At 38.7% G+C, this 12007-nt stretch carries 11 protein-coding genes; 3 read left to right on the plus strand and 8 right to left on the minus strand.

Annotated features, from left to right (window positions below):
• Positions 1 to 3: 3 nt before the first annotated feature.
• The 8 genes from ACYVM0_RS23590 to ACYVM0_RS23625 form a co-directional block, all read right to left on the minus strand.
• A complete protein-coding gene (locus tag ACYVM0_RS23590) occupies positions 4 to 1131 on the minus strand; it encodes a sensor protein KdpD (RefSeq protein ID WP_460561298.1) in 1128 nt (375 codons plus the stop codon).
• Positions 1132 to 1168: 37 nt separating this feature from the next.
• The gene (locus ACYVM0_RS23595; protein ID WP_460561300.1) at positions 1169 to 2224 is read right to left on the minus strand and encodes an outer membrane beta-barrel protein; all 1056 of its coding nucleotides are present in this window, start codon (positions 2222 to 2224) and stop codon (positions 1169 to 1171) included.
• 50 nt (positions 2225 to 2274) lie between these two features.
• Entirely contained in the window at positions 2275 to 2835 is a 561-nt protein-coding gene (locus tag ACYVM0_RS23600) for a potassium-transporting ATPase subunit C (protein WP_460561302.1), read from the minus strand.
• A gap of 16 nt (positions 2836 to 2851) precedes the next feature.
• Complete coding sequence (kdpB, locus tag ACYVM0_RS23605) at positions 2852 to 4918, minus strand: potassium-transporting ATPase subunit KdpB (protein ID WP_460561304.1); 2067 nt, start codon at positions 4916 to 4918, stop codon at positions 2852 to 2854.
• 86 nt (positions 4919 to 5004) lie between these two features.
• Positions 5005 to 6705: a potassium-transporting ATPase subunit KdpA gene (gene kdpA, locus ACYVM0_RS23610; protein ID WP_460561306.1), complete on the minus strand. Its 1701-nt coding sequence runs from the start codon at positions 6703 to 6705 to the stop codon at positions 5005 to 5007.
• A gap of 3 nt (positions 6706 to 6708) precedes the next feature.
• Positions 6709 to 6903 carry a potassium-transporting ATPase subunit F gene (locus tag ACYVM0_RS23615; RefSeq protein ID WP_460562316.1) on the minus strand — a complete coding sequence of 65 codons (195 nt, stop codon included), beginning with the start codon at positions 6901 to 6903 and terminating at the stop codon, positions 6709 to 6711.
• A gap of 235 nt (positions 6904 to 7138) precedes the next feature.
• Positions 7139 to 7480 (minus strand): GxxExxY protein, encoded by a 342-nt coding sequence (locus ACYVM0_RS23620; protein WP_460562318.1) that lies wholly within the window; start codon positions 7478 to 7480, stop codon positions 7139 to 7141.
• Positions 7481 to 7741: 261 nt separating this feature from the next.
• The gene (locus ACYVM0_RS23625) at positions 7742 to 9082 is read right to left on the minus strand and encodes a sigma-54-dependent transcriptional regulator (protein ID WP_460561308.1); all 1341 of its coding nucleotides are present in this window, start codon (positions 9080 to 9082) and stop codon (positions 7742 to 7744) included.
• 120 nt (positions 9083 to 9202) lie between these two features.
• Here ACYVM0_RS23625 and ACYVM0_RS23630 point away from each other — a divergent pair, with 120 nt between their 5' ends.
• Genes ACYVM0_RS23630 through serC form a run of 3 tightly spaced genes read left to right on the plus strand, consistent with a single transcriptional unit; the run spans position 9203 to position 12003 of the window.
• Positions 9203 to 9820 carry a DUF502 domain-containing protein gene (locus ACYVM0_RS23630; RefSeq protein ID WP_460561310.1) on the plus strand — a complete coding sequence of 206 codons (618 nt, stop codon included), beginning with the start codon at positions 9203 to 9205 and terminating at the stop codon, positions 9818 to 9820.
• A gap of 45 nt (positions 9821 to 9865) precedes the next feature.
• A complete protein-coding gene (locus ACYVM0_RS23635) occupies positions 9866 to 10834 on the plus strand; it encodes a zinc dependent phospholipase C family protein (protein ID WP_460561312.1) in 969 nt (322 codons plus the stop codon).
• A 56-nt stretch (positions 10835 to 10890) separates the two neighbouring features.
• Positions 10891 to 12003 (plus strand): 3-phosphoserine/phosphohydroxythreonine transaminase, encoded by a 1113-nt coding sequence (gene serC, locus ACYVM0_RS23640; RefSeq protein ID WP_460561314.1) that lies wholly within the window; start codon positions 10891 to 10893, stop codon positions 12001 to 12003.
• Positions 12004 to 12007 lie beyond the last annotated feature (4 nt).

A 12007-nucleotide genomic window follows, 5' to 3' on the forward strand; every position in this document is an offset into this window, starting at 1 on the left:
ATTTTAGCTTAAAATTACAAGGTCAATATCGTTTGAGGATAATTTTTTAAGCAATTCATTGAATACATTGGTAGCCAAAATTACTTTTAATAAACTTAAATGTGGTTTGCCGATGCAGATGGTAGTAATATTTCTTTCTTCACATTGTTCAATGATGGCCTTTGCCACATGCTTATTTTCTACTTTAATAATTTCGGCTCCCAGTTCAGTTGCCAGTTTAAAGTGATTGATCAGGTGCCGTTGTTTATCCAATGCAATTTTGTCCGCACTTTCATCGGGTGTTTGCACATATAGCACATACCATTTGCTGTGGTAATAATTTGCCAGTCTTGCTGTTTTACGGATCACCGTTTTTGCAGTTTGTTCGTTGGAACTGATGCAGGCCAAAAACTTTTCGTGCTTGATGGCATGTACTTTGGTTACCTCCGTTTCTACTTTTCTTTCTACCTGGCTGGCTACTTCTTTTAATGCCAGTTCACGCAATTGCAGGATATGTTCATTCTGAAAAAAATTCTTTAATGCCGTTTCAATTTTTTCAGCCTGGTAAATTTTCCCTTCTTTTAAACGTGTAACTAATTCATCAGCTGTAAGGTCGATATTCACTACTTCATCTGCCTGTGCCAACACGCTATCCGGAATCCGTTCTTTTACCTCCACACCGGTAATTTTTTTTACCTCTTCATTCAGGCTTTCTATGTGTTGAATATTCACAGCACTGATGACATTGATGCCGGCTTCAATGATCTCTATCACATCCTGCCAGCGTTTTTCATTTTTACTGCCTTCAATATTGGTATGTGCCAGCTCGTCAATGATCACTACTTCCGGCCGCAGGTTAATAACTGCCTGCACATCCAGTTCTTCCAGGTTTTTTCCTTTGTAAAATAATTGCCGTCTTGGCACAACAGGCAAACCTTCCAGCAACTCATGGGTTTCTTTACGGTTATGTGTTTCGATGTAACCGATCTTTACATCGATGCCATTTTTTAATAAGGACCGGGCTTCCTGTAACATACGGTACGTTTTACCCACACCGGCACTCATGCCAATGTAAATTTTAAACTTTCCTCTTCTTGATTTTTTTATCAGGTCAAGAAAGTGTTGTACGTTATTTTCTTTTTCTCCGGGCATTGGCTGTATTTGCAAATCGCTTTTTAAAATTACAGTATTAAAAATGATAGGTGGCTGCCAAAATAAAGCTGGCGGTAGTTTTAGTAAATGTGGTGGCATTTTTATAAAAAACCGGATTACCTGCGTTATCTGATCTTACTTCAGGGATTATAGTGAGGTTATCAATTTTAAAATTCGCTGATAATGTCGGAGCAAAAATATTTTTCAATCCCAGGTATTGATCCTTATCAGCAATGTATTCTCCCCTCAGCGTTAAACCAAACCAGTTTACGGGATCAAAATTCAGGTATAAGGCTGCGCCGCTCCAGGTTGATGTTTTTGATGCACTGGTACTGTCTTTTAATTGTACAGCTTGCAATGTTCCATTAACTCCTATGTTGAATTTAGTGGTTACGGTGTATGTGGCTACAATATCCCCTTGTATTAATTTTTTTGTTGCACTTTGTGTGCCACCAACAAAATTAAAATACGCTTTCAGCTTGTCATTTTTTGTAGCCGTTGAAAATTGTGCAATTACAGACTTAGGCTTTGCGGGTGCAGAGCGATAGTCAACAGGGTTTGAAATACCGAGCATCAAAGCACTCTTACCACCTAAACTGATATCGGCCTTAATACCAGTATGAGAGAAGGGGCCATTAGTGAACATATAGCTCATACTATAATTCCTGTTTAAATAAGGGTCCAGCATTTCGTAGCCCACATGCGTTGCCCATGTGCCTAATGTAAACTTAACCATGGCTGAAGGTGCATAACTGAGGTAAGCCTGTTTGATAGCTGACCTTGTATTGGCATCGTTGTATGCAAACTCTTCTGCCCTGTTGCCAAAACCTATATCTATTGTGGCACTTACTTTTCCAAAACTATGATTGGCTCTTAGTGATGCCATACCTAATTCAAAAGAGTTGCTGGTTTTGGTAAAACCGGTAAAGCTGTTGTAAGGACTGCTTTTGGGATTATTGAAATTATACCGGTAATAACCATCAACAGATCCGGTTATAGTTGTTGATGATTTTTTTTTGACGGAATCTGTATCCTGCGAAAAAACTACCTGGCTTATTATTGCTGCTATTATCAGCAGGCTCATTTTTTTCATGTTAGTTATTTTTTTAACCATCCTCGGGGTTTATAAATGCCGGCGAGGTTTTATTTTAGTTTATCCAATTCTATATTCAGTTTTAAAACATTTATTTTTTCTGTACCTAATACACCCAGCAATGGCTTTTGAGTATTGCTGCTAATAATTTGTTCTATTACTGAGGTGTTAACACCTCTTATTGCAGCGATACGTTTTACCTGCACTGTAGCAGCCTGCACAGAAATATCAGGATCTAATCCACCACCGCTTGCGGTAACTAAATCAGATGGGATATCGCTTTTTTGTACGCCCGGATTATGTACCAAAAAAGTATCGATCCTGCTTTGTACCTCTTTTAAGTAATCAGGATTAGAAGGGCCTTTATTGCTGCCACCGGCACCTGCTGCATTGTAAGCAACGGCAGAAGGCCTTGATGAGAAGTATTTATCATCAGAAAAATTCTGGGCAATATTGCTGTAGTATTTTTTTCCATTTACAGTAATGGTATCAGCCTGGCCTTTATTGGGAGTTAATTGCGCAATACCCCAAACGATTGCAGGATAAATTACGACAAAGAAAATCAGGCAAACTGCTGTAAGTCGTATAGCCGGAAGAATATGTTGTTTCATTTTTTTAATTTTTATTTTAAATAAATACTGCTACTAACAGGTCAATTAATTTAATACCAATAAAAGGCACCAGCACACCACCTAGTCCATAGATGAATAAATTTCTCCTGAGTAAAGCAGATGCACCAATGGGTTTATAAGCCACGCCTTTTAATGCCAATGGAATCAGCATTGGAATAATGATGGCATTAAAAATTATGGCAGCAAGAATGGCACTTGCGGGGCTATGCAGCTGCATAATATTTAAAGCCTGCAATGCCGGTATAGAGGTAATGAACAAGGCCGGAACGATGGCAAAATATTTTGCCACATCATTTGCAATACTGAATGTAGTGAGTGTACCTCTCGTCATCAGCAATTGCTTTCCTATTTCCACTATTTCTATCAGTTTGGTAGGGTCATTATCAAGATCAACCATATTGCCTGCTTCTTTTGCTGCCTGTGTACCACTGTTCATAGCCACGCCAACATCTGCCTGTGCCAATGCCGGTGCATCGTTGGTACCATCACCCATCATCGCTACCAACCTTCCGCTGGCCTGCTCTTTTTTGATGTAGTTCATTTTGTCTTCCGGCTTTGCTTCGGCAATAAAATCATCCACACCTGCTTTTTCTGCAATGAATTTTGCTGTTAAGGGATTATCACCTGTAACCATTACTGTTTTGATACCCATTTTTCTCAGGCGCTCAAAACGTTCGCTGATACCGGGTTTGATGATATCCTGCAATTCGATCACGCCCAATACTTTTTCATTTTCCGCCACTACTAAAGGTGTACCCCCATTGCTGGAAATTATTTTCACTCTTTCAGAAGTTTCTGCAGGAAAAATATTACCGGCGTTTTCTGTTAACGTTTTAATAGCATCAGATGCACCCTTTCTTATTCTTATATTCTCAAATCCTGCCTGTGCGGCAGGCAGGTCAATTCCTGAACTTCTTGTTTCTGCGGTAAATTTTATAAACCGTGGATGATTGATTTCATAAATCGCAGGATTGATGCCAGCCAGTTCAATTATCGATTTCCCTTCCGGTGTTTCATCGGCGATTGAACTGAGTACAGTGGCTTTAATAAAATGTTTTTCATCTACACCATCAGCAGGATAAAAGCCGGTTGCTTTTCTGTTGCCGATAGTGATGGTGCCTGTTTTATCCAATAACAACACATCAATATCGCCTGCTGTTTCAACAGCTTTACCACTCTTGGTAATTACGTTGGCTCTTAAAGCCCTGTCCATACCGGCAATACCAATGGCAGATAATAAACCACCGATGGTAGTAGGTATTAAACAAACAAATAAAGAAATAAATGCAGCAATGGTGATAGGTGTATTGGCATAATCGGCAAATGGTTTTAAGGTAACCGTTACAATGATGAACACCAACGTAAAGCCTGCCAGTAAAATAGTGAGTGCAATTTCATTAGGTGTTTTTTGTCTTGATGCACCTTCTACCAATGCGATCATCTTATCTAAAAAACTTTCTCCTGCTTCCGTTGTTACTCTTACTTTTATTTTGTCGGACAAAACTTTTGTGCCACCGGTTACGGAAGATTTATCGCCACCGGCTTCTCTTATTACCGGTGCACTTTCGCCGGTGATGGCACTTTCGTCAATGGTGGCTAACCCTTCAATGATCTCTCCATCCATGGGAATAATATCCCCGGCCTCACATAAAAAAACATCGCCTTTACTTAATTGAGAAGAGGGCACAATTTTTACTTCATTCACATACATTTCGCCAATGACCTGGATTAATTTAGCCGGTGTTTCTTCTCTTGTTTTTCTTAATGAGTCAGCCTGTGCTTTACCTCTTGCTTCTGCAATTGCTTCTGCAAAATTGGCAAACAACAGCGTAAGTAATAATATTGCCGTGATGATGATATTGTAGGTCAAACTACCCTGGCTTGTTTCACCAGTGCCTATCCATACACATACTGCAGCCATAACGATGGTGCCGATCCATACCGTAAACATTACCGGGTTGCGGTACATTTTAGCAGGACTAAGTTTTAGAAAAGAATCTTTCAGTGCTTCTTTTACTAAACTGCCCTGAAACAGTTTATTATTTTTTGATTGTTTTGACATGATTTTTAATTTTACCATTGAGGCACACAAGAACATTTAATAGAACAATATTTATTTTATATTCTCTGCAAGCCTGTATGGTTGATTTATTTTATTGAAAAATGTTCTGCTATTGGCCCAAGTGCCAGTGCAGGAAAAAATGATAATGCTGCCACAATAGCTATCACAGCAAACACCATTAATCCAAATGTGCCGGTATCTGTTTTTAATGTACCTGCACTTTCAGGAATGTATTTTTTGCTGGCTAAAATTCCTGCAATAGCAACCGGCCCGATGATGGGTAAGTAGCGGCCGAGTAACATCACAATACCACAGGCTATATTCCAGAATGGCGTATTATCACCAAGGCCTTCAAAGCCGCTGCCATTGTTAGCACTGGAAGACGTAAACTCATAAAGCATTTCACTGTATCCATGATAACCCGGATTGTTTAACCATGCGGCGTAAGCAGCGGGATTGGCTGCATATATATGACTTGCGATTGCTGTACCTGCCAGGATCAGTAGCGGGTGCAACAATGCAATGATCATAGCGATCTTCATTTCTTTCGCTTCAATTTTTTTACCCAAAAACTCAGGCGTTCTACCCACCATTAAACCGCTTACAAAAACAGCAAGTATGATAAAGATGTAAAAAATTAAAAAGCCTACACCTACGCCTCCAAAGATTGCATTGATCATCATGCCCAGCATAGCAAACATGCCTGTTGCCGGTGTCATGCTATCATGCATGGCATTTACAGAACCATTGCTGGTGCAGGTGGTATTAATAGCCCAGTATGCAGAGGCGGCTGAACCAAAACGTACTTCTTTGCCTTCCATACTTCCCATTGGCTGCTGAATGCCCAGTTTTGCAATAGCAGGATTACCTTTCATTTCACTTATTACTGAAGGAATCAATAACAACAGGAAGCCAACCAGCATTACCCCAAAAATTACCCATGCTAATTTTTTTCTTTTCAAAACATACCCCAAAGCAAAAATCATTGCCATTGGAATTAAGAGAATTGAAATCGTTTCTATGCTATTAGTGAAGTAACTCGTATTCTCTAACGGATGTGCAGAGTTGGGGCCATAAAAGCCGCCTCCATTGGTACCTAATTGTTTAATGGCAACAAAAGCCGCAACAGGACCACGGCTTACCTGCACGGTATCGCCTTGTAAAGTAGTGATGGTATCCTTACCTTCAAAAGTCATTGGCGTACCATTAAATAAAAATATCACTGCTACCACCAATGAAAGCGGTAATAATATTCTTGTACAACTTCTTACAAAGAAAAAATAGAAGTTGCCCAGCTTACCTGTTGTCTTTTCTTTCATTGCCATAAACACTACCGCACATATTGCAATACCACAACCGGCACTAATGAATTGAAACAGCATTAAGATCAGCTGGCCTAAATACGACATACCGGTTTCGCCGGAATAATGTTGCAGGTTGGTATTACTGATAAAACTTACAGTGGTATTAAAGGCCAGGTCGGCACTCATGGATGGATTGGCATCCGGATTTAATGGTAACCAACTCATGTTAGTGAGTACCAGCATGGAAATTAAAAACCAAAATAAATTGATGGTGAGCAATGCAAGTAAATGTTGCTTCCAGTTCATGGGTTTATTTTCATCAATACCGCTGAGTTTATAAAATACTTTATCAAGTGGATTGAAAATTTTATCCGGCCAGGTGTTTTCGTTGGTAAATATTTTTCCAATGTACCTGCCTAATGGAATGGCCAACAACAATAACAGTACAAACATGGCAATGATGCCGGTGATTTCTGTGTTCATGGTTTAAAACTTTTCTGGTTTAATAAGTACATAGCACATGTAAACAAACACGGCCAGTGAGATGATGAATAATGCTGTCATGGTGTTAGATTTTTTCAAAAAAATTAATGGCCTGGTAAAAAAGGGCAAATAGTATAATGCCGCCAGTGATGAGAATAGTGAGTAACATGGTTGTTTCATTTTGTTATGCCAGAACATTGTCAATTGCCATGCCTGTGGCAACAAAAACACAGAAACCACTAAGCAGTAAGGGTTTAAGAGGAATCGCAGAAAAAGAGGGTATTAAAAAACCCTTTCATTTTGAAAGGGTGGGCTAGCATTTTGATAAGATGGTAAACAAAAGAAGTTTTACCATATAGGCATTTAAGACATTTAGGAAATACAAAAGAGCGCATTTCTTTCTTATATGCCTTAAATGTCTAAATAGATATATTTAAAAACCCTGTAAATCTCTATAGTATTCGCTAACAAATGCTTTCTGACCTTCCTTGAAAATATTGGTCACATTGAAATTGATAGCGATGCTTTTAGGAGCTTTTAATAATTTCATGTAGGTGATTGCCTGTGCCTCATGAATTGGCAACAACTTTTCAGCAGCTTTCAGCTCTACCACAATTAAATTATCTACCAATAAATCACACCTAAGTAAGGCATCAACAGCTATTTCCTTGTATTTAACCGGAATAATCATTTCCGATCGAAAAGGGACTTCTCTGTATTTAAGTTCTTCTTTCATACAAGCATGATAAACACTTTCCAATAATCCCGGGCCGATCTGTTTAGCACTTCAATTGCTGCACCAATAATTTCATATGCCAATTGGTCAATAAATTTTTTAGTAATTATATACATATTTATTCGTTTATTGTACCAGATTGTGGGATGGTAAATAAAGCTTGCATTGCTAATACTATTTTGGGGAGATAATCCACCTGCGGCGAGCTCGTAATTTACCATTTAGGCATATAAGGACATATAAGAAAGAAAAAAAATCTTGCATATTTCTTATATGCCTCTATGGTTTTATTTTTGATTACTACAATTTGTACTCTTCCAGTTTACGGTACAAAGTAGTTAACGCAATATTCAACAGTTTAGCAGTTTCTGTTTTATTGCCGTTAGTGTAGTTCAATACTTTTTGAATATGGATTTTTTCGGCGCTGGCTAAATCGAATGCAGAGAGGAACATGGCTTCAGGCGTGTTCACCCCCTGTTGCAATTCAAAAGGTAAATTATCGATGGTCAGTTCATCATTGTTCATTAATATCACCGCCCGTTCCATTACATTCTTCAATTCACGGATATTACCATGCCATTGATGCTGTTTTAAAATGGCCACCAATTCCTTTGATACAGGCTTTATTTTTTTATTGGTTTTAGCAGCAACAATTTTTGCAAAATGATTTGCCAATGCTTCAATATCCATTACCCGTTCTCTTAATGCCGGCAATGCAATTTGAAAAACAGCAATGCGGTAAAATAAATCCTCCCTGAAATTGCCGGCTTCAATTTCTTTTTGCAGGTTTCTGTTGGTGGCAGCAATAAGGCGGATATTTATCCTGATGGTTTTATTCTCTCCCACTTTCATCAGTTCACCGGTTTCTAAAACCCGTAACAATTTTGCCTGCAGTTCCAGTGGCATTTCGCCAATCTCATCTAAGAAAACAGTGCCGTTATTGGCTTCTTCTAAAATGCCTTTGGTATCTTTAATTGCGCCGGTAAAGGCGCCGGCCTTGTGGCCAAACAATTCGCTTTCCAATAAATCTTTACTGATAGCCGCACAATTAATGGCCACAAAATTTTTACTGGCCCTGTTACTGGCCTGGTGAATGGCTTGTGCAAATACTTCCTTGCCCGTACCGGTTTCGCCGGTTAATAAAACCGACGCATCGGTAACCGCTACTTTTTTTGCCAATTCAATGGCAGCTGCAATAGTTTTTGATTTACCAATGATACTATCAAAAGAATATTTATGAGATAATTGTTTTTCCAGGTGTTGCACTCTTTTTGCAAGGGCCACTTTTTCTACTGCACGATAGAGTAAAGGAATTATTTTATTATTGTCATCGCCTTTGGTGATATAATCAAAAGCACCGTTCTTAATTGCCTGCACACCATCCGGTATATTGCCATACGCTGTCAGCAGTATGATCTCAATTAAAGGATGTTTTTCTTTTACCTGTTTCGAAAATTCAACACCGGTACCATCAGGAAGTTTTACATCGCACAACACTACATCAATATCTGTTTGTTCCAGCTTTTTTGTGGCCGTTTTAATATCTGCCGCCTGCAACACTTCAAACCCTTCCAGGCCGATAATGCGTGCCATCAGCGTTCTTAATTTTTCTTCGTCATCAACAATTAAAATTTTGCTCATTGCAACAAACTAATTAATTAAATTCAAAATTAGTTAAATTAAACATTGCCGGCAGTAATTTAAACACGGCAGCCCGGGCATATTTATTTCGAGTATCTTTGTGGTATAAATCACCAAAGAATGAAAAGGCCGTTTCACTACAAAAAGCTGCTGCAATATTTTTTACAAGGGTTACTGATACTGGCGCCGCTGGCTATTACTGCTTATGCCATTTTCTGGGTGGTAACTTCTATTGATAGTTTGTTACCTATTTTTACCTACAAAGATGTACAGGGTAATGTAAAAGTGCAGAATTATGGCATCGGCTTTTTAATTATCATTGCGGCACTTATTGTAATTGGATATTTCAGCTCGTTCTTTATTACCGGCCGTGTGGTAAGTTTTGTGGACAAACTTTTAGAAAAAACACCCGGCATAAAATATATTTATTCCACCACCCGTGATTTTTTTGAAGCCTTTGCCGGCGACAAAAAAAAATTCACCAAAAATGTATTGGCTAATGTAGATGATAATGATGTGTGGCGTTTTGGATTTATCACCCGTGATGATATGGAAGAATTTGGATTGAAAGATTATGTAACCGTATACATTCCGATGGCATATTCTGTTGCCGGTAATGTATATGTTATTCCAAAAGAAAGAGTAAAACCCATCACCAATATCAGTGCTGCACAAACCATGAAGTTTGCCGTAAGTGGCGGCATCACTGATGTGGATGACGAAACCACCACTTCCTGAACCTTCTCCAAAAGAAAAGCCTTTTTTATAACTAAAAAAGGTGGCATGAAAAGAGTATTCTTCATTATTGCATTATCAATTATCTATTCCAATTGCTATTGCTGGGGCTTTTATGGCCATCAGAAAATTAATTACTACGCTGTTTTTTTATTACCTCCTGAAATGCTGGTACTGTATAAACCCAATATTTCATTTTTAAGTGAACATGCAGTTGATCCGGATAAAAGAAGGTATGCAGTTGCGGATGAAGGCGCACGGCACTATATTGATATTGATCATTATGGCAAATATCCCTACGACAGTTTGCCCCGTAAATGGAATGATGTGGTGGCAAAATTCGGGGAAGATAGTGTAAAGGCCTATGGCATTGTGCCCTGGCATGTGCAAACCATGCTGGCGAGATTAACCAATGCATTCAAGGCAAAAGATTTTAGTAAGATTATGAAAACAAGTGCAGAGATCGGTCACTACATTGGCGATGCACATGTACCCCTGCATGCCAACAGTAATCACAACGGGCAGTTTACCAATCAAAGAGGCATACATGGTTTTTGGGAAAGCCGGGTACCGGAATTGTTAGCCGAAAAAGAATTTGATTTTTTTATTGGCAAAGCGGAGTATATAAAAAATCCCGGTGATTTTATCTGGAAACGTGTTTTAGAAAGTGCCAAAGCTTCCGACAGTGTTTTACTTTTTGAAAAACAACTGACCCTGCAATTCAGTGATGATAAAAAATATTCTTTTGAAGAAAGAAACGGAAAAATTGTACGGCAGTATTCAAGTGCATTTACAATTGCTTTTAATAAAAAATTAGATGGTATGATAGAAAGAAGAATGCGGCAATCTATTTTTGCTGTAGCCAGCTTTTGGTACACCGCCTGGGTAAATGCCGGGCAGCCCGATCTTAAAAATTTAGTGAACCAGCAATTCAGCGAACAGGATTTGAAAGAATTCGACAAATTAAATAATAATTGGAAGGCAGGTGGTAAAATGTTGGGAAAACAGGAAGATTAGTAAATGATTTCTATGTTTTAATCATTTACCGATGGATTAATTTGATTTGGGTATTTTTGCAGCGGAAAATTTATAGTTCATCAGTTTTAATCAACAAAGCAGTGGTACACAATTTTAATGCAGGGCCTTCTATTTTGCCCAAAAATGTTTTTGAGGAAGCCGCCCGGGCCATATTAAATTACAACAATACAGGATTATCTATATTAGAAATAGGCCATCGTACACCTGTATTTCAGGCTGTAATGGATGAAGCACAGGCTTTATTGAAAGAACTGATGCACCTGGATTCGGATCACGAAGTTTTGTTTTTACATGGTGGTGCCAGCACGCAATTTATGCAGGTGCCTATGAATTTATTAGACGATAAAGAAACAGCGGCTTATTCTGATACCGGTGTGTGGAGTAGTAAAGCAATAAAAGAAGCTAAATTATTCGGCAAGGTAGAAATGGTTTGCAGTGGCAAAGAAAGTAATTACACCAGCATACCAAAAGATTTTGCGGTACCCAACGATGCCAAATATTTTCACATCACCACCAACAATACCATTTACGGAAGCCAGTGGCATAAAATCCCAAATACAAGTAATGTTTTGGTAGCCGATATGAGCAGTGATATCCTTAGCCGCGACATGGATTTTAATGCTTTTGGATTGATTTACGCAGGCGCACAAAAAAATATTGGTGCAGCAGGTGTAAATGTAGTGGTGGTAAATAAAAATATTTTAGGCAAGGTAAAACGGGCCATCCCTACTATAATGGATTACCGCAATCATATTAAAGAGGGCAGTATGTTAAATACACCTCCTGTATTTGCGGTGTATGTATGTATGCTTACCTTACGTTGGCTGAAAGAACAAGGCGGAGTGGCCGCTATTGAAAAAATCAATGATCAGAAGGCAGCCATGTTATATAAAGAGATTGATGACAATCCATTATTCAAAGGCACTGTTGCGGTGGAAGACAGGAGCAAAATGAATGTTTGCTTTGTAATGAACGACCCTGCCCTGGAAGAATCATTTTTAAAGTTTAGCAAAGAACGTGGCATTGTGGGCATTAAAGGGCATCGTTTGTCTGGTGGCTTCAGGGCTTCTTTATATAACGCTTTGCCTTTAAGCAGTGTGGCCTTTTTGGTTAATACCATGCAGGAATTTACTAAAATACACGATTAAATTT

The sequence above is a fragment of the Ferruginibacter profundus genome, assembly GCF_054783275.1.

What these genes read in the sequence shown, in the direction of transcription:
- kdpB (WP_460561304.1), bottom strand. Translation starts at nt 4,918, where the DNA reads ATGTCAAAACAATCAAAAAATAATAAACTGTTTCAGGGCAGTTTAGTA.
- ACYVM0_RS23625 (WP_460561308.1), bottom strand. Translation starts at nt 9,082, where the DNA reads ATGAGCAAAATTTTAATTGTTGATGACGAAGAAAAATTAAGAACGCTG.
- ACYVM0_RS23590 (WP_460561298.1), bottom strand. Translation starts at nt 1,131, where the DNA reads ATGCCCGGAGAAAAAGAAAATAACGTACAACACTTTCTTGACCTGATA.
- ACYVM0_RS23600 (WP_460561302.1), bottom strand. Translation starts at nt 2,835, where the DNA reads ATGAAACAACATATTCTTCCGGCTATACGACTTACAGCAGTTTGCCTG.
- ACYVM0_RS23630 (WP_460561310.1), top strand. Translation starts at nt 9,203, where the DNA reads ATGAAAAGGCCGTTTCACTACAAAAAGCTGCTGCAATATTTTTTACAA.
- ACYVM0_RS23595 (WP_460561300.1), bottom strand. Translation starts at nt 2,224, where the DNA reads ATGAAAAAAATGAGCCTGCTGATAATAGCAGCAATAATAAGCCAGGTA.
- kdpA (WP_460561306.1), bottom strand. Translation starts at nt 6,705, where the DNA reads ATGAACACAGAAATCACCGGCATCATTGCCATGTTTGTACTGTTATTG.
- ACYVM0_RS23635 (WP_460561312.1), top strand. Translation starts at nt 9,866, where the DNA reads ATGAAAAGAGTATTCTTCATTATTGCATTATCAATTATCTATTCCAAT.
- ACYVM0_RS23615 (WP_460562316.1), bottom strand. Translation starts at nt 6,903, where the DNA reads ATGTTCTGGCATAACAAAATGAAACAACCATGTTACTCACTATTCTCA.